We start from the raw sequence: 21,647 nt of genomic DNA, 5'->3' as shown, positions 1-21,647 counted from the left end.
GGTTTACTGGCTCCGATGGGTCACACGGAGCACTTCTTCCACCGTGGTTATGCCTTCAAGGATCTTGTTAACACCATCGCTGTGGATGCTCGGACCACGAAGCCGGGCTTCTTTCTCCAGGTCCATCTCTCCGGCACGCTTGTGAATCAGGGTGCTGATCGCCTCGTTGATCTCCACCACCTCATAGATACCAATACGGCCCCGATACCCGAGCTGGTTGCAGTGTTCGCAGCCGCGAGCCCGGTAGATGGTCGGAGGATTCTGCGGGTCCTGCTGCAGGAATTCGCAATGTTCCTCACCCGGCGTGTAAGGCTCACGACACTCCCGACACAGCACCCGTACAAGGCGCTGGGCCACGATGCCGACCAGGCTGGAAGAAATCAGGAACGGTTCAATGCCCATATCCATCAACCGGGTGATCGCCCCGACGGCGGTGTTGGTGTGCAGCGTGGAAAGCACAAGGTGGCCGGTGAGACTGGCCTGGACCGAGATCTCGGCGGTTTCCAGATCCCGCACCTCACCAATCATCACAACATCCGGATCCTGACGGAGAATGGCCCGCAAACCCCGGGCAAAGGTCATATCGACCTTCGGATTGACCTGGGTCTGCCCGATACCCGGCAGGTTATACTCGATCGGGTCCTCGACCGTCAGGATGTTCCGGCTCCGGTCGTTGATTTCCTGCAGGGCCGCATAGAGTGTGGTCGACTTACCGGAGCCCGTAGGACCGGTAACCAGCAGGATGCCATAGGGCCGGTTGATCAGCTTCCGCATCAACTTGAGGTCGCGACCGGCCATGCCGAGGGATTCGAGCCGGATGGTACCGGCCTGTTTGTCCAACAGACGCAGAACCACCCGCTCACCGCTGGACGATGGCATGGTGGAGACCCGGATATCCACTTCCCGGCCGGCAACACGCAAGGCGATCCGGCCATCCTGTGGCACCCGTTTCTCGGCAATGTCCAGCTTGGCCATGACCTTGATCCGGGATACCAGCAACGGAGCCAGCGCCCGCTTGGGCTGAACCACTTCCCGAAGCACCCCATCGATCCGGAATCGCACAACCAGCTGCTTTTCGTAGGTTTCGATGTGCACGTCCGATGCACTGGTCTTGACCGCTTCGGTGAGAATGGCGTTGATCAGCCGGATAATCGGCGCGTCATCTTCCTGTTCAAGCAGATCTTCCGTCTCCGGAACCGAATCCGCGAGGGAGGCCAGATCCATGTCATCGCCAATACCTTCCACCATCTGCATCGCTTCTGCAGAGTCGCTCTGATAGGCCGCATTGAGGGCCTGATCAAACTGGCCGGCATCAATGGTCGAGAAGCGGGCACGCCCACCACTGAGGCGATTGGCCTCGGCCAGGGCGGTGTGGGGAGCACCAGGGCGGACCAGGATGACCGGTTCCCCATCGTCCGACCGGGTCAGGATCACGCCGTTTCGCTTGGCAAAGGTAAACGGAAGCCTGCCCAACGGCGCTTCCTGCTGCGGTATTTCATTCTCGGTGGTCAAAGTCGGCTCCGGGAAACCCTTTTTTATTCAATTAATTCAGGAAGGCTATCACAGGAGGTGGACCCGCTGAATAACTCCATACACTATACTGCGACTTAAACATTTCCGTCTGATAACCTGTGGACTTTTTTCGGTCCACCAGAACGTTCAGGAACGTCCATGTTTGCACTTGATCAGCGGCTTCCCGCGTTGCTCGCCATTATCGCAGCTGTTGCCATGCTCGGCACGACGGCGCTGCAGGGATACCGCTTCTGGCAGGACGCCCGGCACATTGACCAGTCCGGCCAAACCCAGACGGCCCGGCCGGCAGCGGTCAAACGGAATGAACCCAAGGTGGATCTGGCCTCTTTATCCCTGTTCGGCACTCCTGCCTCCGAGGGCGACGCCCAGGCCGTCAGTACCGAAAACCTTCCCGAGACCAATCTCCGCCTCTTTCTCCGTGGCGTCATGGCCGCCAGCGGCGACTTCCCCGGCAGTGCCCTGATCGAGGACGAAAAGAGTCAGACTGACGTTTACCTGGTCGGTGACGAGTTGCCCGGAAACGCAACCCTGCGTTCGGTGTTTCCGAACCGGGTCATCATCGAACGTTCCGGAAAGCTGGAAAACCTGTTCTTCCCCGAGTCCGAGCAACAGGCCGGTCTGTCCATCGCTCCGGACGAGCCTCCTGAGACATCGACGACGGAAAGCCCCCCGTCCAACCAATCATCCTCACCCGTTCAGGCCGGCACCAGCGACCAGGAACGGCGTGAGGAAATCCGCCGGCGTCTCGAACAACTTCGCGAACGCCTCCGGAATAACAACTGAGGCGATCATGAATACGGCAGCGCAACGGAAGTGCCGCCACCCACGTCGTTCGTTCTGGTTACCTCTGTTGCTGGCCGTATCCCTGGCCGGCGCCCTCGAACTCAGCAACCGCCTCCTGGAATATGTTCAGAAAGAGTTCGGCCAGGCCGCCTACCAGCGCCTGGAGGACTGGAAGCGCCTCACCGATCTTGCTCAGAACGCACCGACCAACCGGCAACTCCGGTTGGTCAACTCGTTTTTTAACCGGGTCAGGTTCGTCAGCGATATACAGCATTGGGGTGAGGAGGACTACTGGGCAACGCCGGTGGAATTGCTGACCACCAATGGCGGCGATTGCGAGGATTTTTCCATCGCCAAGTATCTGACGCTCAAATCCATGGGTGTGCCTGACAACCAGATGCGCATCGTCTACGTCAAAGCATTGGAACTGAACCAGGCACACATGGTTCTGGCCTGGTATCCGAAGCCTGATGCCGATCCGCTGATTCTGGACAACCTGATAAATGACATTAAGCCTGCGTCCCAACGAACTGATCTTGAACCAGTTTACAGCTTCAACGGTGAAGGCCTCTGGCTCAACCAGTCCGGCGGTGAACGAACCCGGATTGGTGAGGCGAAAAAACTCTCTCGCTGGAAAGAACTGAACAACCGCCTCTCCGAAGCCCTTCGCCCCTGAGACTGCACTGGCGGTAAATGACACCCACCCTGTCGTCACCCGACAATGCGGCGGGTACGGACCAGGCACTAGAATACGCGCTTGTCTGAAATCTGCTTGGAGAAATGTGCATGAGGCGCTGGAATGGATGGGGCGACGATCAATTCACGCTGGACCTGCCCGACGGAGGGATCGCTTTTCTGGAGGCACGGATTGGTTCAGCCACACCCCTTCCCGATGCAACCCTGGAAACCGTGTGTCAGCAGGTGCCGGCATCCCGGCTGGAACTGACCGAGCCTGTCCGCGGGATCGTCTCTACCGATGCAGAGGTCCGGGTGCGTCACGCTCGTGGTCAAAGCCTGCCCGACTGGCTGGCTATGAGAAGCGGCGACATGGGCCCCTTTCCGGACGGCGTTGCCCTACCCGAGGATGCCGGACAGATCCGGACGCTGCTGGATTACGCCCGAGAACACTCGGTAACGCTTATACCCTATGGCGGTGGCACGAGCGTGGCCGGCCACATCAATCCGCTTGAACACTCAGGACCGGTTCTCACGGTCAGCCTTGCCCGAATGAACCGGTTGATCGACCTGGACCAGGAAAGCCAGGTTGCAACATTCGGCGCCGGAACCCCCGGCCCGTTGGTGGAGGCCCAGCTTCGGGCCCGTGGCTACACCCTGGGCCACTTTCCCCAATCCTTTGAGTTATCAACGATCGGCGGCTGGGTCGCATCCCGATCCAGTGGTCAGCAATCGCTGCGGTATGGGCGCATTGAACAGTTATTTGCCGGAGGAACGATTGAGACACTGCAAGGCACCTTGACCATCCCCACGGTGCCGGCGTCGAGTGCAGGGCCGGATGTCCGGGAGATGATCCTGGGTTCCGAAGGCCGGCTCGGCATCCTCACCGATGTCAAAGTCCGGGTAAGTCCGTTGCCAGAGCGGGAACAGTTTCATGTGGCCTTCTTCCCGGACTGGCAGAGTGCCCGCGAAGCCTGCCGCATGCTGGTGCAGAAGCGCATCCAGTTATCCATGCTGCGGCTGAGCAATGCCGTTGAAACCGAAACCCAGCTTGCGCTCGCCGGACATCCTGCGCTCATCGGAATGCTTGAACGATATCTGCGCCTTCGGGGAACAGCCGATGGCAAATGCATGATGACCTTTGGGGTGACCGGCTCCGTTGCCCAATGCAAGGCGGCATTGCGACAGGCCCGACGCCTGTGCAAGGAATTCGGTGGCATTCAGCTTGGCACCCGCATGGGCGACAAGTGGGCGGAAAAGCGATTCACCATGCCCTATCTGCGTGAAGCACTCTGGCAGAAAGGTTACGCGGTGGACACGCTGGAAACGGCAACGGACTGGTCGAATGTGGATTCACTGATGGCAAAGATCGAAACCAATCTTCGCGAGGGATTGGACGATCCCAATCAACCCACTCATGTGTTCACCCACCTGTCGCACGTCTACGGTGAGGGCTGCAGCATATACACCACGTATGTCTTTCCCGTGGCGGACAGCTACGCCGGCACCCTCAGGCGGTGGCAGACTCTCAAGCATTCCACCTCCGAACTCATCGTGGCCAACGGCGGCACCATCAGCCATCAGCACGGCGTGGGCAAAGATCACGCACCTTACCTGCCCCGGGAAAAAGGCCCCCTGGGTATGGCGGCGATCGAGGCATTGCAGCAACGGTTTGATCCCGACGGGCTGCTGAACCCCGGCACGCTGGTGGAGTAAGTCATGACACGTCGCCCCCCTCTCAATCAGCTGCTGGCCAACAACTCCGAATTCGACGTCGTCGTTATTGGCGGCGGCATTACCGGGGCCGGGATTGCTCGCGAAGCCGCCGGTAGCGGGCTTCGGAGCCTGTTAGTGGAGCAACAGGACTTTGCCTGGGGCACCTCCAGCCGATCGTCGAAAATGGTGCACGGCGGCCTGCGATACCTGGGTAGCGGCCAACCGGGACTTGCCCGTGAAGCGCTCAGGGAGCGAGAGCGATTGATTCAGGAAGCACCCGGGCTGGTTGATCCAATGCCCTTTATCATGCCCCATTACCGGGGCCGATTCCCCGGGCCAAGGCTGTTCCAGCTTTTGCTTCGGGTGTACGACTACCTGGGCAAGCGCCGCACCCGCCGTTTCCTGCAAGCGTCCGACAGCCTGAACTGGGTACCTGCCCTGAGCACACGCGGCCTCCTCGGCGCCAGCGTATTTGCCGATGGTGTCACCGACGATGCGCGACTGGTACTTCGGGTTCTATCGGAGGCCCGGGCAGACGGTGCCGTATGCCGGAACTACACCCGAGCCGTGAACATCCTACAGCGCGATGGCCACGTGACGGGCGTCAGCCTGCAAGACGGGCTGGACGATCAGCACATCGATGTAAAAAGCCGTCTCGTGATCAATGCCACGGGTGCCTGGGGCGGCCTCCCGGAAACAAGCAGCGAGCGCTCTGGCGGCCTGACAATCCGCCCGTTACGCGGCAGCCACCTGGTCCTGCCATGGCATCGATTGCCGGTTACCTGCGCGGTCTCGGTACTCCATCCGGAGGATGGCCGACCGGTTTTCGCCTTTCCCTGGCAGGGAACCACAGTTCTGGGAACCACCGACCTCGACCATGACCAAAACCTCGCCAGAGAGCCGGCCATCTCGGCGTCGGAAGCGGACTATCTTTTGCGGATTGCCGCTCAGCTATTTCCATCCCGTGGCATCAGCCAACAGGATATCCTGTCGACCTGGTCCGGCGTGCGCCCGGTGGTCACCGACGGCACGGGCAAATCCCCGAGCCGGGAAAACCGTGAACATACCATCAAAGCCGACCGGGGGTTGGTGACCATAGCCGGGGGTAAGCTGACCACCTTCCGCCAGATTGCGAGGGAGGCACTCTCGCTGGGACTCGGTCCCGACCATCGCCGGACGTTGCGGTCGGAAAGCGCGGCGGTCTTTCGCCCGGTGCCCGAAGTGCCGCGCCCGACCAATCTGTCCCATCTGGCCTGGCAGCGGCTGCGCGGAGCCTACGGCCCCGATCTTCCTGCTCTGCTCGACGAACCCCAGCTGACCCCGGTGCCCGGTGCCGAGGCTCTGTGGGCAGAGCTGACCTTCGCCTGTAAAGCCGAACAGGTGGTTCACCTGGATGATCTCCTGCTCCGGCGCACCCGTCTCGGCCTGATCCTGCCCGATGGCGGCGAATGCCTCCTGCCGCAGCTGCGAGAGCATTGCCAGTCTGTTCTTGGCTGGACCGATCAGCAATGGATGGATGAGGTGAATCGTTACCGCCATCTGTACCAGAGAGCCTACAGCGCAGCACCCTGGCCGGAGGAACACCATGACCGGTAAGCCTCTGATCCTGGCGATCGACAATGGCACACAGAGTGTGCGGGCTCTGTTGTTCGATGCTGAAGGCCACCTGGTAGGTAAAGGCAAACAGGAAATCGAACCCTATTTTTCGGCGCAGCCCGGTTGGGCGGAACAGCATCCGGAATACTTCTGGGACAACCTTGGCGTGGCCTGCCAGAACCTCTGGCAATCCACCGAGGCCGCCCCTGACCAGGTTGTCGGTGTTACGGTCACCACCCAGCGCGGCACGGTCATCAACCTGGACAAACACGGTGAGCCGCTGCGCCCTGCCATCATCTGGCTCGATCAACGTCATGCACCGGTAGATGGTCCGCTTCGCGGACCCTGGGGATGGTTGTTCAAGGTAACGCGCCTTGAAGACACCATACGACGGTTCCGGGAAAAGACCCAGGCCAACTGGATCGCTGCTCACCAGCCGGATCTCTGGGCCCGTACGGATCGGTTCCTGTTGCTCTCCGGCTACCTGAACTACCGCCTGACCGGCCAGTTTCGCGATTCTGTGGCCAGCCAGGTGGGCTACCTGCCCTTCGACTACAAGAAACAGGCCTGGGCGGGCCCGAGGGATTTCAAATGGCAGGCCATGCCGGTCAAGCGAGAGATGCTCCCGGAACTGGTGCCACCCGGCGAGGAAATCGGCACATTGACCAGCGACGCCATCCGCCACCTCGGGCTTGTAAAGCCGCTGCCCGTGATTGCCGCCGCCTCGGACAAGGCCTGCGAAATCCTGGGCTCCGGAGGCCTGAGCCCGGACATCGCCTGCATGAGCTACGGTACGACCGCCACGATCAACACAACGAGCGCGCGCTACGTCGAGCCCATTCGCCTGATGCCACCCTATCCCTCCGCCCTGCCAGGCCGGTATTCCACGGAAGTGATGATCTATCGCGGCTTCTGGATGGTGAGCTGGTTCAAGCGGGAATTCGGTCTGCGAGAGCGCAAGATCGCCGCGCAACGGAACATCGAACCTGAAGTTCTTTTTGATGAACTGGTCCAGTCGGTTCCCCCGGGCTCCATGGGACTGATGCTTCAGCCCTACTGGTCACCGGGCGTTCGCCAGCCGGGCCCGGAGGCCAAGGGGGCCATTATCGGGTTTGGAGATGTGCACACCCGGGCCCATATCTACCGGGCCATGCTGGAGGGCCTCGCCTATTCCCTGCGAGAGGGCAAAGAACGCATCGAAAAGCGCAGTGGCGTCCCCATCACGACCCTGAGAGTCGCCGGCGGCGGTTCCCAGAGCGATGCGGCCATGCAGCTGACGGCGGATATTTTCGGGTTACCGGCGGAACGTCCGCACACCTATGAAACCTCGGGGCTCGGCGCCGCGATTGACGCCGCCGTCGGACTGGGCCTGCACCCGGATTTCGAAACCGCGATCTCAGCCATGACGCGGGTCGGAGACCGTTTCGAACCTGATCCGGACGCCCGCTCACTCTACGACCGGCTCTATTCCGAGGTGTATCTGGAGATGTATCACCGCCTACGCCCGCTGTACCGCAGTATTCGGGACATAACTGGCTATCCCGAATAACTGGCTACCCTTGTGACTACAGCATCTTGGCGGAGCTGAAATCAGGAGCGGATTTATATGAAATCTCTCAAACCGACTTCCTCTCCCGGCTAAAAATTTCAGATTTCTTGACCTAAATCGGGTTGGTCGTTTTTTGTCCACGCTATATTCATCTAAGCACAGACCAAAATCGTCTAGGCAGGTTGAACGGCAATTTGAGTAAACCAGGCAGTTGCTCCAACGGTCCAGGCCTTGTGCAGGCATAAACGTTACGAAAGACAGTTTCGTACATTACAAGCACGAGGGTGTGGTTATGCGTTACCTGCGAACAAAAAATGAATTGCTTACTGCGGTGATGATGTCTGCTGTGGTACTCGGCGGTTGCTCGAACGGGTCGTCCAGTTCTGACAGCTCGACCGATTCGTTGTCGGAACAGCCAGCCATTGATCCAAAAGTGCTCGACAGCGCGGCTTCCTTCCTTGGCGCAGCGACCGGGAAAGAAATTCCGTTAACCATCGATAATGTGGTCTTCGTGAATTCGGCGCTGGGCCTGAACGATGTCTCGCGGGATCCCCAGAACCTTTTCGGCGATCTCTGGATGATCAAGCGGGATGAATACGGTGTTCCGGTGCTTGATGCCCAGGGATGTATTCAGCCCATCGCCTCCGAAACCATCACCTGGCCGGATGGCTCGACGCACAACACAGTTCCGATGATTCTGGAGACCGTTGATAACCCGGATCTCGGCCTGGAATGCAGCGTCGTGGAGGGCTACGAACAGTACACCGTCGAGCTCGAAATCGGCCGTCTGAACATGATTAGGACGTCGGTCCAGAATCCCAGGGTGTTCGCGCAGGCACTGGAAGAGGCCATCAAGAACATCAACGCGGCGGAAGCCGTGACCACCGACCCGGCAGGCCGTCTGGTACTGATCAATACGGTGAATGGCGAGGTCGTTGAGAGCACCATCGATTCCCCACGGGAAAACCTTGCACTTTACAATGCGCTGCTGAAAGAAGGCCGGATTGCCGGCTAGGGCCCCGAGAAAAAGGAAGGCGGTACCACCACCCCGCCCCAATGGCTGGAAATCAGCCCCGACGTACCACTGGGTGATCTCGCCTATCTGCGGGACGGCACTCCGGGACGGGATCACGGAGTAGACCTTCACAATGGCTACGCGGACCTTTCCCAGGCCAGCCACAACCGGATGATGGACTACTTACCCCGGTCACTTACCTACATTCAGTATGTGGATAACGGTTCTGGCTGTTTCTATGAAGACCGGACCGACAACGCCTGGCTGAAAGTGTTCAATCTCGAAGATTATTACGGTGAGAACATCGCCGGCTTTACCACTCATGCCGACGACACCCGCCGTACGATTGTCTTCACCCACGACGTTATCCAGGACATGCCAGACGCACCGCTTCAGACGCTGCCGGCTACCGTCGTACAGAACAATATGGACCTCATGCATGCAGCGGCGGCCTTCCTGGGCGGCGCCTCCAACAAGAGCGTTCCCCTGACCATTGACGGGCTGGTGTTCCTGAATACCGTGCTCGGACTGAACGAAAACGTGCCCTTCAACAACAAGGGCGAACTGTACGGCGATCTCTGGCGACTCCTGAGAGACGCCGACGGTGCCCCCATTCTCGACAGTAACGGTTGTCCCCAACCCCTCTCTGCGTCCAATCCGGGCGGTGTGGTTCCGATGGAAGTCGATGAGACCGGAGAATGCATCATCGTTCCCGGAAATGAAGATGACGTCATCGAAGTGGAACTCGGCCGTCTGAATGTCGTGCGTGTCGCTCTGACCAACCCCCGGGTGCTGGACCGGACCCTGTATGACGTTATCAATTCCATCAACGCGTCAGTTGGCCTGAAACTCGACCTCTCCGGCCGCCTGGCCTATGGCGTGGATGACGGCACTGGTAACGCCAGCTATTACCAGACCGTCGATTCACCACTGGCAGGCCTGGCCATGTACTGGGCTCTCATGAAGTGGGGCAAACTCGAAGGCGATGTGGAAATCATGCAGGATGGCAGCTGGGTCACTCAACACCTGGCGATCACTCTGGATGATGCTGTTCTCGATGCAGAGGGCCTGTTGTTCCTGAAAAAAGGCACGTCCACCTGCCAGGGCAACGGCGGAACCAATTGCGGTGTTGGGAAATTACCCAAGGGCCCCAATGGGTCTCAGCTTTTTGTTGACTACAGTAGTTTTACCCACACCACTCAGGATATCTATGGCGGCGTTAACGTGGACTTCGTGGAACGCCAGCCGCCCGGCTCCGCTTGCGGCTACGCTGATCAGACCGCCGACATATGGGTTCGGGTGCTCGGTAGTGATCCTTATCCTGACAGCACTAAGGGAGAAACTGGCAGCAACATCGAGGCCTTTGTAAAACAGGCAGAGGACACCCGAAACGTCATCCAGTTCACGCATACCGTGATTCAGGATCCACTTCCCTGATGATTCGCTAATAGGGAGTCTGATTCAGGGCGAGCGATAACCACGCGCCGCCCTGAATCTCCCATTACGAACCTGTGGTTTGACCGTTGTAGGACGTCGCCCAGGTCAATGCCTGATCATAAGGAACAGGCTTCGAATAATAAAAGCCCTGCCCTGCGGAACACCCCATGGCCACGAGTCGGTGGACGGTGGGCAGGTCTTCAATACCCTCCGCGATAACCCGCCGCCCAAAGCTACGACACAAACCAATGACGGCATTCACCACACTTTCGCCGTCAGGATCTTCCAGCATGTCCGTTACAAAGGACCGGTCGATCTTGATTTCATCCACGGGAATTCGACGGAAATAATCCAGAGACGAATAGCCTGTTCCAAAGTCATCCAGCGCGACCTGAACGCCAAGGGCCTGGCAGGCTTGCACGGTTGCAATCGCCCTTTCGGTGTCGTCCAGGGCGGTGGTTTCGAGAACCTCAAGGATCAATTTGTCGCGCAGCTCGACAGGAAGCGGTGCCAACGACGCTTCCAGATCCGAGGCAAACGACGGACCGAGGAAATGTGAGGGGCTCAGGTTGATACTCAGATGGTAGTCCAACCCCTTCGATTCAAACTCCAGTAATCGCTTAACAGCCTCGGAAATCACGAACAGCCCAACCTGACGGGCGTATTCGGTATATTCAATATGCCCCAGAAAATGGCCGGGGCCGATCAGCCCCTCATCAGGGTGATTCCAGCGAAGCAGCGCTTCGAAGCCTTTGACCTGATCCCTCTCAAGATCCATTTTCGGCTGGTAGAACAGCTCCAGCTGATGTCCGCTGAGCGCCTGCCCGATCTGCTCCAGTACACGCACCCGCTCCTTCCGTTCCTGATGCGAGTTGAGGTCGAAGAGCTTGTAGCTGTTCTTGCCCGCCTCCTTGGCCGCATACATGGCCTGGTCTGCATGCCGGATGAGTAGATCCGATCCCGCGTCATCCTGGGGATAGATCGTCACACCCATGCTTCCCGAGAGCTGCAAGACAAAGTGTCGATAGCTGATCGGCTGTCGCAGTACCTCAAGAAGCCTGGCATAAACCCGCTCATCGGCGACATCCCGAAGAACGGCCACAAATTCGTCTCCGCCGAGGCGTCCGACCACATCGTGAGCTCGAATCGTCGAGGTCAGTCGATCGGCAACCGATTTGAGCACGGCGTCTCCGACCGCGTGGCCGTGGCTGTCGTTCACCTCCTTGAACCCATCCAGATCGATAAAGCAGACCGAGACCGTGCCTTCACGCTGCCGCGCCTCCACGAGCTCTTCCTCAAAAAGTTCGGTAAGGCGGCGCCGATTCGGCAAGCCGGTGAGAGGATCGTAGTTAGCGGCCTGCTCGAGATCTTTCTGGTGTTCCAGTTTTTCCCGATAGAGCCGCTTCTGCTCAATCAGCGTACCTACCGTTTGTAAAAACGGCGCAAGCTCTTCTGCCAACTCCGGTTGGTAGCCGTCAGTCCGATTTGCCAGTCCGACCAGGCCGATCATTTCTCCACCGGAATAGACCGGTATACCGATATAGGCCGTAATCGGGGGATGCCCTGCCGGCAAACCACCACGACGGGGGTCTTCCGTCAGATTATTGGAGACCACAACCTCCCCGGACATCATGGGCGCTCCAAGAAGGTTATCGACTCTCTCAAATACCATGCCCCGCCGCTCGACCTGTTGATACAAGGCCTGAGTCTCGGGATTCCAAGCAATGTTGGTAATCGCCCGGATCTTCAGATACGGGGTATCGTCGGAACGCTGGTGCACTTCGCCAATGAACCCGAACTGGCTCCCGGTAATGGTTAAAAGATCATTGAGCATCAGCTCAAAGGCAGCGCGCTCATTCTCGTTGGTCAGGAAGACGTTCTGAGCCCGCTGAATCGCGCGGTTCAGGTGGGACACTTCAACAAACCGGGACTCCGCCGACAGGAAGGAACGTTCGAGTTCGTCTTCGATGATACTGGCCAGGCTCCTGAGGACATCCAGATCCACCTCGCGGAGTGTGCGAGGATGGTCATCAATGATGCATAAGCTGCCGATTTTGAAGCCGCTGGGTTCCCTGATGGGAATCCCCGCGTAGAAACGGATATGCGGTGACCCCGTGACCAGTGGGTTATTCATGAACCGTGGATCGAGGGTTGCATCTTCCACGATCAGGGCACGGTCTTGCCGAATCGCAAAATCACAAAAGGCGACTGACCTCGGTGTTTCCTGCAGATCAATGCCCTCACGGGCCTTGAACCATTGGCGGTCCTGGTCGACAACCGTAAACAAGGCCGTCTTTACCCCATAATGCGCCCGAGCAATTCGAGTCAAACGATCAAAACGCTCCTCTGGCGGCGTATCCAGAATACCCAGCCGCTTCAATGCTGCCAGCCGACGTTTTTCGATATGGCCTTGTACCATGGTGGAAAGCACTCTCTCCGAGACACCCCGCGGTCACCAAAGGGTGGAATTGGCTTTACGGATTATTAGCGTATGTACGGTTATACGCGTGATTTCCGGAAAACGTAAAGGAGAATCGTTATCTTAATGTAACGCTGTCAGAGGCCTATTGTATCGAGGACGTTTGCATCAACAATGATAGCCTAGGCCTCTGGATAGCGATGTCAGCCTTTTCAGCTTCCGGCGCCAGGTTGTTGAATTTCGGCTAAGAATGCAGGATTGGAGATTGACTTAGTGATCAAAATTGCCCTGATAACTGGCGCCAGCAGCGGCATTGGCCTTGAAGCCTGCGCCCTCTTTTCCCGGAAAGGCTATAGGGTGATCGCCCTGTCCCGGCAGCCATCCGGCGTGGAGTTCGCATCTGTTGAGCTGGCGCTGGATCTTGAATCCTTTGACCAGATCGAAAGCCTTGCCGGCACGCTGGAAACGGAAATTGCGGCAGCTGATCGGGTTATTCTGGTCAACAATTCGGGGTATGGCCAATTCGGCGCGCTTCGCGACCTGTCCGAATCCATGTGGCAAAAGCAGTTCAGCACCCACGTATTCGGACCCATCAAGCTGGCCGCCCTGTGCCTCAGACTCTGCGAACACCACCGGATACCATTGCGGGTCATCGCAGTGAGCTCCGTCCTCTCCATCGTGCCCCAGCGAATGAAAGGCGCCTACTGTGCCGCCAAGTCCGCGATGAACGCGGCTCACGAGAGCTTCTGGTTTGATGAACAGGACAGCAAAAGCCTGGAAAGCGTCTCGCTGGTGCTTCCGGGACCCGTGAAGACCCGGTTCAGAGAACATGCCCTGGCCGCGTTACAGCCTGTGCTTGGGCAAACCAGCGCAGTGCATCGGGAAAAGTACGAAGCCATGGAAGCTGCGCTCGCGCCTGGCGCCAGGATCAAGCCGTTTACCGCCAGTGCGTCTGAGGTGGCCGAAACGATATACAGAGCTGCAGAAGCAGAACGTCCCAAGCCGCGATATCTAGTTACACCACAAACCTATATGGCCGCCTTTATTACCCGGGTTTTGCCCTATTCGACCCAGCGGAGAATATTCAGTTAGCGCTTCATTTTGTTGACGGCCGGCATAATGAATGAACTCCGAGCCAGTTTGGCTCAATCCGCGGAACTGAGCCTGAATGTCACGCTCATTGGTCCGCTGCCCTCATGGCCCTGATACTCAACTGGACCAAAATAGGTGAAGGGGGCTGCTTTGCCATTACGTAGCTTATTCTCACGGACAAATAGGTGTACTGAGAGTCCAAGCTTTTTGTGCTCGATCAGCTCCCGACCGCGCTTGCTTTGAGGCGTTGTTGAGTTCTGGCTCTGCCAATGAAACGTTTGTTCATCAATCCAATGATCGACATATCGATGCTGGGCGCCTTTGCCCTGCTTGTTCAACGTCACCAACAAAATATGGGCGTTGGCATCCTTCAGAAAGACGTGACCACTTTGCCAGTTGCCAGGATTAAAAGTCGCTCCGAATAACTCCGGGATTTCCTCTCTTGGGATTTCCTGTCCGACAGCCATTTCCAATGGATCTATAATCTCGCAAAAACGTGCGAAGGTTCGAAACTGTTCCTGAAGCTCTGGAGTAACAATAATGTCTTCATACTCTGGATTAGCAGCTTCGAGCCGATATTCACCTACAGGAGATTTACGAACCGTCCGAAGAAGATATTGTGTGTCCCCTGCCTCATCCATCCGTTCAATTGCGAGCGTTTTCCCAGTGATAGATCCAGCTTGGTTAGGGTTGATCTGTTCGAGCAACAGATAATCACCGTCTTGAATCGGCTGCTTTCCTCCATTCATGGAGTTTCCCGAGGCTCTGGCAATGAAATGACGATTTGGCTCTATTCGCCCGTGTCCCGATCCAATGGGTCTGTACTCCGGCTCTTCAGCGTTACTGCTTCTAAAGTGGCCACAAGCGATCTTCAAGGAAGGAAAGTAGGGCAACTCCGTTCCAGAAGGAGTATGCGGGACTACATTTTCAGTCGGCGAATACTCCTCCTTGGCAGACTGTCTCGCTTCATAGGAGGCCAGGCGATAATCAATTAGCTCCTGAACCATCTCCTCGAAAGGCGGTATCTGATCAACTTCCAGCTCAATAACTGGCTTGAATTCATCGTTCTCAATTTCAAAAACAGCTGGAGACTTATTGGTCCAATGATCGACAGGGTTCTTTTTCCAGTATTGCTGCCATTGCGCCGAGGAACCATCAACCTCCTTCACTGAGTCTGCAATTTCTTGATATAGCCTTGGGCGGCGTTTCAGGATCTCCCAAGATGCTTGGGCCAGTATCGAGAGCTTTGGAGGGCTACGCCAACCGCGTAGTTGCTGGAACGCCTCTAGCAATATCATCTTGAAGGATTTGCTCATGGCCGTCGTTTCAACTTCCAGCAAAAACGTTTCGTAGCGGGACAAAAGCTCTGTCTCTATTTCGGCGAGATCGTCCATGTCCCGAACCAATCCAAACCAGCTTCCGTGCACCTTGCGGGTTTTAGTGACACTGGCGCCAAAATGGTAGTACTCGGTAAGTGTTGGACGACGACCCAACGTATCTTTCAGGACCTGATAGTCTTTTTCAGCGCCCTGTTGATCAAGGGCTTTCAGGAACTCGATTACCTGCAGGTCGTAATTGATAAAGCATCCGTCTGGCAGGTCCAACTGATTCTTCTCAGCTTTCCTGGCAAATTCTGCTAGCTGTCGGTGATTCATCGCCTGCCCGATGAGCGCCTGAGGCTTATGCAGAAAGCTCTGGTGGTTACCCACGAAGTCCAGAATCACAAGCTTGTCTTTCCCAGTAGCCACGCTTTTCCGCAGGCCCCGACCAATTTGCTGAAGAAACAGGATCTTGGACTCCGTCGGACGCAATAACAGCACCGTATCAATGGCGGGCAGATCGACACCCTCGTTGAACAGATCGACAGAGAAAATCACCTCAAGCTGACCGGATTCCAAATTCTCCAGGGCTTCGCCACGAGACATCTCAGATTCACCGTGAACGGCTGCCGCCCTGATTCCTCTTTTTACAAACTGGTTGGCCATAAAATCGGCATGGACCCGCGAAACGCAAAAAGCCAATGTCCGGCTTTGCTTTTGTTCCTTCCATACTTTGAAGACGTGTTTGGCGCGTCCATGGGTCGCCAGCTTATTGGCAAGCAGATTGGGCTCGAACTTCCCGTTGCGCCAGGGGATCTCGGTATAATCGACCGTCTCGTCGTAGATGCCGTAGTAGTGAAAAGGCACCAGAAATTCGCCCTTAACACCCTCAAACAACGGATATTCGAAAACCAAGTTGTCGTCACACAACGATAAGATATCCGAGCGGTCGGTCCGGTCTGGGGTTGCCGTTAATCCCAGGAGAAATTGCGGCGCAAAGTAACTCAAAAGCCGATGGTAGATGGGTGCTGCGGCATGGTGGAATTCATCGACCACGATATAGTCAAAGTGTCGCGGGTCAAAGCGATCCAGATGCGTTTCTTTACCAAGCGTTTGTACCGAAGCACATAAGATGTCCACGGTTCGATCGCGCTGCTTACCCATGTAAAAACCGACGCGACTATTCGGCTTGATTCGCAGGTACGTCTCGGCCGCTTGATAAAGAATTTCTTCGCGGTGGGCGACAAAAAGAATCCGACGTGCGCCCATTTGAACGGCATCAAAGGCAGATAGCCAGGTTTTACCCAAGCCCGTTGCTAACACGACCAAGCCCCTTCGGTAGCCTTCTGAGCGGGCCAGATCCAGCGCCTTTAGCGCTTCCTGTTGCACTTCATTAGGTGTTGGAACTTCCTGCTCCTCATCACTGCCCGGTTCCAGTGACTGTTGTGGCGGCTTCCTCCGTTTCTCGTACTCATCGATCCAGTTGTCAGTGAGCGGCACAACATTTGGGTTCTGAAACAGTTCATCGAACCTGCTGGCAGCCTCGAGGTATCCAGAGTCGGGCGGGAAATCCACCTGATAATTCCATTCCAACCCGTCCTGAAGCGCTTGTCGGCTGATATTGCTGGAGCCGATAAAGGCCCTGCCCCACATTTGCTGATTCTCGACATGGCCAGCGAAGAGGTAAGCTTTCAAATGAAAACTACTCCCCTGGCTCTGGTAAACACGCACCTGAGCTCCATGGTCATGCAACAGGACAAGCTTTCTTAGCGCCTCAGAATCGGTGATATCCAGATAATCGCTTGTGAGAATGCGAATACGGGCCGGATCAGATTCTCGCTGCAGCGCGCCCACCAAATCCGGGAACAATAGATTCAAGCCAGTAGTTTTCACAAACGCTACGGCCATATCTATTCGATCAGCGGCTTTAATTGCCTGGCACAGTTTCGGCAGAAAATGATGTTCTTTCCCGCCGGTCGTTAACTTATCCGGTGAAGCCGGTGCCTTGTTCACAAGAATGTTCAACCACTGCTCATGCCGTTCGGGACGTTGATCATCAGTGCGCCACATCCGACAGGATTCAGATCCTGACAGGTCCTGGATCCAATGTTCGGCAATCGACTCATCAGCATCAGTAAAGTGCCGGCCATTGTGTTGGCGCTCCCCGTTCCCAATCTTAAAACTCATGTAGAGAACGCCATCCGGTTTGAGAGCATTCCACAGCCGACCAATAGCTTCGGGTACCTCGGCAAAGGGCAAGTGCAGGAGGCTTGCACAGGCCCATATACCATCGTAAGTGCAGGATTCGTGGATATCCGAGAAATAGCGGTGCTGAACCGATATGCCGGTCTTTTCGCAGGCAAGAGAGGCTATCGCGTCTGAACCATCGAACGCAGAAACACGGTACCCCTTCTGCTTGAAAAACAATGCATCCCGGCCCGAACCACAGCCCGCATCCAGAATGTGTCCACCTTTGGGAACGTGCGGCAGGAACTCCTGGTAAAGCTCGTCCATACTGACTTGGAACGTCGATTCCACAAACGCATCGGCATTGTTGTTGTAATAGGCCAGCGTATCCTTCATTCAATGATTCTCTTGCGACTAATTAGCCTGAATTCTATTTAGTCCAGGCTACCAGGCGAACAAGACCCGGCCAACAGACTTTTGGGTGCTATCTACACAGAGCCGGCTACAAGGACTGAGCCGCCTGCTCCTTCGATGCCTGAATATCCAAAGGCGGCACTCCCAGGTCCTGCCACTTTTCCGGATGGCAAGTGAACAGAAGAATCTGATGCCGACTGGCCGCATCGAACAGAATGCGCTTCATATCTTCGAGGCGATCGCTGTCACTGTGTACGAGCGTGTCGTCCAGAATTATCAGGGTCGGCCTTCCAGCTTCCCGCAACAGATCGGCATAGGCCAGGCGGCTGATCAGTCCCATCTGTTCCCTGGCACCAAAACTCAGTTCGGTAATCTGCCCCAGTTCACTGCCCCGGCTGAAGGTGCCGGGCCGGAGCTGTTCGTCGACTTCCAGGGAAGCTTCCGGGAACAGCACCGACAGGTAATGGTTGAGGTGCTTTTGCAGCGGTGCCTGCAGGCGCCGTGTGAGGGCCTGGCGCTTTTCAGTGAGCAGGGTCAGCAGCAGATCCAGGGCCTGGGCACGGCGATGCAGTTCCTCGTAGTGACGATTGCACTGGTCGAGTTCCGCCTCTTTCTCGTTGAGCTGTTCTTCCAGCCCTTCCGCACCCCAGGCCTCCAGCCTGACCTTGATATCGCGCAGTTCGCGCCCCCGGTTTTCCTGGGTCTGGCGCAGATGATTGGCTGCGTTCTGGTAGCGTTCGATGTCCTGCTTTAGAAAGTCGGGGCGGGCCTCGCGGATTTCCCGTTCGCGGCGTTCGAGGCTGGCTTGCAGTTCGGTCTGTTGTTTTTCAATGTTCGCCAGGTCGGTGGTGATCTGGCGAAGCTGCTGCTGGCGCTCGGGGCTCTTTTCTTCTTCCGCCAGCCGCTGCCATTCCGTTTTCGCATTGTCCCGGGTCTGTTGCAGTGCCGACAGCTTTGCCTGGTGTCCACGCTCGTCGGATTCAGCCTTGTCCAGCTCGGTGCCCGCCTGAACGAAAGCCGCCTCCGCCTCTTCAAGGGCAGCTACCTGCGCTTTCGAATCGGGTTCCGGCGTGGCCTTCAATTGGCTTCTGGCCTTCTCCAGCTCGCGTTCTGCCTCGCTCTGTTCCGTGACAAGTTGCTCAATGCCAGAGGGTGCGACGGATTTCAATAAGTCCTCCGCGTGCTTCAGGGTTCTTCCGGCGCTTTCAAACACTGAAAGCCGGTCTTCCGCCTGCTCCACGGATTCGACGCCAAGGGTATTCAGCTGTTCTGCAAAGCTGTCCTCCAGGGTTTTGAGCTTCCTGCGGGTACTGGCCAGTTCTTCACCGCCAGGGGTTATGCCCAGGGTACCCACCCCCGGGATGACCAGTGTGGATTCTTCCAGAAGCTGTTGCTCGCCTTGCCCGGTCAGCGGCTCGTTGTTCAGTGTCAACGATGCGTTGGCGTCCAGCTCCCAGCTCAAGCGGGTGGCGATGGTCCGTGAACGGATGGTTTCCTCGTTCAGCTGGTTCGCGGTCGCTTTGAGCTTTTTGACCGCGGCGGAATCAATCCGATTGTCTCTGGCCTGCTGTCTGGCCTGCTCCAGTTGCTGGTGGTAGTCCTTCGCTTTGGCGAGGTTCTGGGTCAGTATCTGCTGCTGTTGCTCTAGTCGCCGGACATCCTGCTCCAGCCTTTCGCGGGTCTGGAGCAACACCGCCAGTTTCCGTCGCTGTTCGGCTTTTTCGTAGCCGGTTCTGGCTTCTTGCAAACGGCCTGCAATCATCGGCGTTTGGGCTTGTGCGGTGGACAGATCTCTCTCGGCACGGTCCAGTTCGGCTTTTCGGCTCTCAAGCTGGCGACTCAGGCCTTCCAGGTGTTCTTTGTTCTGCTGCAACAAGCGGTGGTTTTGCTGCAACTGGGCGAGCGTCGCTTTTTCCTGGTGTTGCTGTTGCTCCAGGCGCTCCACCTGCTGATAACGCGTCCGGGCGTCTTCCAGCTGCCGCTGTGCCTCTTCCCATGGGCGCTCGGCCTCGGCCTGATCGTAGTCCTGGGTGAGTTTGCCAAGCCGGTCGACCTGTTCCTGGTATTTATGCACCCGTTCCTTCAGCTCTTCGATTTCGCGCTGATAAAGGACACGGTCCTTTTCCAGTTGCAGATAATCTCCCCGGGGCTTGCCGGTCCCGGTCAGCAGGGTGTCCCGCTGGCTGCGAACCGTCTCGATCAGGTCATCCCCCCCGGAGCTGGCCACCTCTCCCACCATAGAATTCAGCGCGGACTTCAGGTGATCGCCAGCATGCTCAATGGCCTGTTCGATGTCCTGCCCTGTGCCCTGCTCGACCCACAGCAGTCCCGGTATGCCCCAGTGTTCGGCTTTGCTGGCGCCGCGTTTCGGGTACTGGTAGCCCAGCAATGCGGCTAGTTTTTCTTCGGCGTCGTCTTCGCTGTAGGTTTCGGTGCCGACGGTCAGGTCGCAGCGTTTGCGCTGCAGGAAGCTCTTGGTGAGATGCCAGTTCCGGTTGTCGTGCTCGAAATCCAGCTCAATGGTGGGCGCCGCTGCGGAGTCACCCCAGGGACGCAGGTCGTCAACGGCCGTGGAACGATAGCGCTCAAAAAACGCCGCCCGGATTGCGCGCACCAGGGTACTCTTGCCCGATTCATTGGGACCGTGAATCAGGTTCAGGCCGGATTGCAGGTTGTCCAGAACAAAGGGCTTACGGAACTGGCGTAGCTGCTCGATCCGCATTCGCTGCAGTTTCATTGGCTGGCCTCCTGTTCCCGCTCTCTGAGCAGTCCAGCCAGAACCGCCAGCGCATCCCGGGCGGCGTCATCCTGTGCAGCTTCCTGCCGTTGGCGCAGGCTCTCAATCACCTCGCCTACGTAACCATCGGCTTTCAGGGCGGCAATGTCGTCATCGGTGGGGGCAAGCTGCAAGCCACTACGCTCGCAGCGGAGGCTGCGGAATCTGGCTTCCGAGACCGACAGAGCCTTCAACAGGGTTTCCTCGCCCGCCAGGGTTACGGAACCTTCAAGGCGCAGTTCAACCACGGCGGATTCAGGCAAGGCATCCAGGCGCTCCAGCAGCTGCTCAAGATCGGACTGGACCGCGAGCGTTTGCCGCCACTGGTGCCATTGATAACGCCCTGTCGGCAATTGGGTTACGTTTGGCGTTGCGCCCGGTCCAGTAACCTCGACGATCAGGGCATTGCCTGCTTCGTTGTTTCGAAACCGTTCTGGCTCGGGAGTTCCGCTGTACCAGGTGCGTTCATTGATCTGTTTGGTGCCGTGCCAGTCACCCAGCGCCAGGTAATCAAGCCTGCTCGCCTCGGCACGGTCTGGCGCTATAGGGTTGGTAGAGTCAATGTCGTCCGGCAACAGGCCCTGGACACTGCCGTGGGCCAGGCCGACCCTGGTGAAGCCTTCCGGCGACTCGTAACCACTGAAAGGCTCTGTCAGATCTCCATAGGTATGGCGCTGGGTCAGGGGCGCGCAGAGTATGCTCAGGCGCTGGGAATCCAGATCGATGACGCCAGGCTGAAGCGCAAGGTGTACGTTCTCGGGCACCGCACCCAGGCGTTTGGCCCGTGTCCATACGCTCTCCGCCAGGGCGGCATCGTGGTTGCCAGGCAGCATGACCCAGGGGCCGACAAACCCTTTCGTGGCGTTGAAGACCCGCCGGATGGTGCGATCGGACACGGTTTGTGCGTCGAAGACATCACCCGCCACCAATACCGCATCGCACTGGTGTTCGTTGGCTAGTTGGGCAAGTTTTTCAATGGCCTCGAACCGGGCTTCGACCAGCGCGGCACCGTCTTCGGTTTCAAAACGGGTAAACGCCCGGCCCATCTGCCAGTCTGCCGTATGCAAAAACTTTGGCATTTTATGTACCTGAGAGATCTGGGAATTTTCGCGTTATTCTAGACTACCCGCGAAAAC

13 protein-coding genes are annotated in these 21,647 nt (G+C 57.4%); 8 read left to right on the top strand and 5 right to left on the bottom strand.

Going from position 1 to position 21,647, the window contains the following annotated elements:
• Nucleotides 1-3: 3 nt before the first annotated feature.
• Nucleotides 4-1,512, bottom strand: coding sequence for a type II secretion system ATPase GspE (gene gspE / locus MLD04_RS09890; protein WP_282451830.1), 1,509 nt, complete (start codon nucleotides 1,510-1,512; stop codon nucleotides 4-6).
• A 159-nt stretch (nucleotides 1,513-1,671) separates the two neighbouring features.
• On the opposite strand from gspE, the gene MLD04_RS09885 reads away from it, so the two are divergent.
• The 7 genes from MLD04_RS09885 to MLD04_RS09855 all read left to right on the top strand — a co-directional run bounded on the left by MLD04_RS09885 (nucleotide 1,672) and on the right by MLD04_RS09855 (nucleotide 10,304).
• Nucleotides 1,672-2,316: a type II secretion system protein N gene (locus MLD04_RS09885; protein ID WP_248157628.1), complete on the top strand. Its 645-nt coding sequence runs from the start codon at nucleotides 1,672-1,674 to the stop codon at nucleotides 2,314-2,316.
• A gap of 7 nt (nucleotides 2,317-2,323) precedes the next feature.
• Complete coding sequence (locus MLD04_RS09880; RefSeq protein ID WP_248157620.1) at nucleotides 2,324-2,992, top strand: transglutaminase-like cysteine peptidase; 669 nt, start codon at nucleotides 2,324-2,326, stop codon at nucleotides 2,990-2,992.
• 110 nt (nucleotides 2,993-3,102) lie between these two features.
• Nucleotides 3,103-4,707 (top strand): FAD-binding oxidoreductase, encoded by a 1,605-nt coding sequence (locus MLD04_RS09875; protein ID WP_248157618.1) that lies wholly within the window; start codon nucleotides 3,103-3,105, stop codon nucleotides 4,705-4,707.
• A gap of 3 nt (nucleotides 4,708-4,710) precedes the next feature.
• Nucleotides 4,711-6,303 carry a glycerol-3-phosphate dehydrogenase/oxidase gene (locus tag MLD04_RS09870; protein WP_248157616.1) on the top strand — a complete coding sequence of 531 codons (1,593 nt, stop codon included), beginning with the start codon at nucleotides 4,711-4,713 and terminating at the stop codon, nucleotides 6,301-6,303.
• Nucleotides 6,293-7,852, top strand: a complete 1,560-nt coding sequence (locus MLD04_RS09865) for an FGGY-family carbohydrate kinase (protein WP_248157614.1) — start codon at nucleotides 6,293-6,295, stop codon at nucleotides 7,850-7,852. Before MLD04_RS09870 ends, MLD04_RS09865 begins: the two co-directional genes overlap by 11 nt.
• 292 nt (nucleotides 7,853-8,144) lie before the next feature.
• Entirely contained in the window at nucleotides 8,145-8,867 is a 723-nt protein-coding gene (locus tag MLD04_RS09860; protein ID WP_248157612.1) for a hypothetical protein, read from the top strand.
• Between the two features lie 171 nt (nucleotides 8,868-9,038).
• The gene (locus tag MLD04_RS09855) at nucleotides 9,039-10,304 is read left to right on the top strand and encodes a hypothetical protein (protein WP_248157605.1); all 1,266 of its coding nucleotides are present in this window, start codon (nucleotides 9,039-9,041) and stop codon (nucleotides 10,302-10,304) included.
• Nucleotides 10,305-10,368: 64 nt separating this feature from the next.
• Here MLD04_RS09855 and MLD04_RS09850 read toward each other — a convergent pair whose 3' ends face one another.
• Nucleotides 10,369-12,723: a sensor domain-containing phosphodiesterase gene (locus tag MLD04_RS09850; RefSeq protein ID WP_248157603.1), complete on the bottom strand. Its 2,355-nt coding sequence runs from the start codon at nucleotides 12,721-12,723 to the stop codon at nucleotides 10,369-10,371.
• 273 nt (nucleotides 12,724-12,996) lie between these two features.
• Here MLD04_RS09850 and MLD04_RS09845 point away from each other — a divergent pair, with 273 nt between their 5' ends.
• Nucleotides 12,997-13,815: an SDR family NAD(P)-dependent oxidoreductase gene (locus MLD04_RS09845; RefSeq protein WP_248157596.1), complete on the top strand. Its 819-nt coding sequence runs from the start codon at nucleotides 12,997-12,999 to the stop codon at nucleotides 13,813-13,815.
• Between the two features lie 53 nt (nucleotides 13,816-13,868).
• Here MLD04_RS09845 and MLD04_RS09840 read toward each other — a convergent pair whose 3' ends face one another.
• From MLD04_RS09840 to MLD04_RS09830, 3 genes are all read right to left on the bottom strand, one after another.
• Complete coding sequence (locus MLD04_RS09840) at nucleotides 13,869-17,717, bottom strand: DUF3427 domain-containing protein (protein WP_248157595.1); 3,849 nt, start codon at nucleotides 17,715-17,717, stop codon at nucleotides 13,869-13,871.
• A gap of 106 nt (nucleotides 17,718-17,823) precedes the next feature.
• On the bottom strand, nucleotides 17,824-20,472 hold the full coding sequence (locus tag MLD04_RS09835; RefSeq protein ID WP_248157594.1) for an AAA family ATPase: 2,649 nt from the start codon (nucleotides 20,470-20,472) through the stop codon (nucleotides 17,824-17,826).
• Nucleotides 20,469-21,590 (bottom strand): metallophosphoesterase family protein, encoded by a 1,122-nt coding sequence (locus MLD04_RS09830; protein WP_248157593.1) that lies wholly within the window; start codon nucleotides 21,588-21,590, stop codon nucleotides 20,469-20,471. Before MLD04_RS09830 ends, MLD04_RS09835 begins: the two co-directional genes overlap by 4 nt.
• Nucleotides 21,591-21,647 lie beyond the last annotated feature (57 nt).

It is taken from the genome of Marinobacter koreensis, from assembly GCF_023156285.1.
Lineage (GTDB): Bacteria > Pseudomonadota > Gammaproteobacteria > Pseudomonadales > Oleiphilaceae > Marinobacter > Marinobacter koreensis.
Note: the sequence above shows the minus strand (reverse complement) of the source record. Positions and strands in the feature narration are given on the sequence as shown.

Bases quoted from the DNA above. Each gene is read 5' to 3' on its own strand.
- MLD04_RS09885 (WP_248157628.1), top strand. From the start codon at position 1,672: ATGTTTGCACTTGATCAGCGGCTTCCCGCGTTGCTCGCCATTATCGCA.
- MLD04_RS09880 (WP_248157620.1), top strand. From the start codon at position 2,324: ATGAATACGGCAGCGCAACGGAAGTGCCGCCACCCACGTCGTTCGTTC.
- MLD04_RS09875 (WP_248157618.1), top strand. From the start codon at position 3,103: ATGAGGCGCTGGAATGGATGGGGCGACGATCAATTCACGCTGGACCTG.
- MLD04_RS09870 (WP_248157616.1), top strand. From the start codon at position 4,711: ATGACACGTCGCCCCCCTCTCAATCAGCTGCTGGCCAACAACTCCGAA.
- MLD04_RS09865 (WP_248157614.1), top strand. From the start codon at position 6,293: ATGACCGGTAAGCCTCTGATCCTGGCGATCGACAATGGCACACAGAGT.
- MLD04_RS09860 (WP_248157612.1), top strand. From the start codon at position 8,145: ATGCGTTACCTGCGAACAAAAAATGAATTGCTTACTGCGGTGATGATG.
- MLD04_RS09855 (WP_248157605.1), top strand. From the start codon at position 9,039: ATGATGGACTACTTACCCCGGTCACTTACCTACATTCAGTATGTGGAT.
- MLD04_RS09850 (WP_248157603.1), bottom strand. From the start codon at position 12,723: ATGGTACAAGGCCATATCGAAAAACGTCGGCTGGCAGCATTGAAGCGG.
- MLD04_RS09840 (WP_248157595.1), bottom strand. From the start codon at position 17,717: ATGAAGGATACGCTGGCCTATTACAACAACAATGCCGATGCGTTTGTG.
- MLD04_RS09835 (WP_248157594.1), bottom strand. From the start codon at position 20,472: ATGAAACTGCAGCGAATGCGGATCGAGCAGCTACGCCAGTTCCGTAAG.
- MLD04_RS09830 (WP_248157593.1), bottom strand. From the start codon at position 21,590: ATGCCAAAGTTTTTGCATACGGCAGACTGGCAGATGGGCCGGGCGTTT.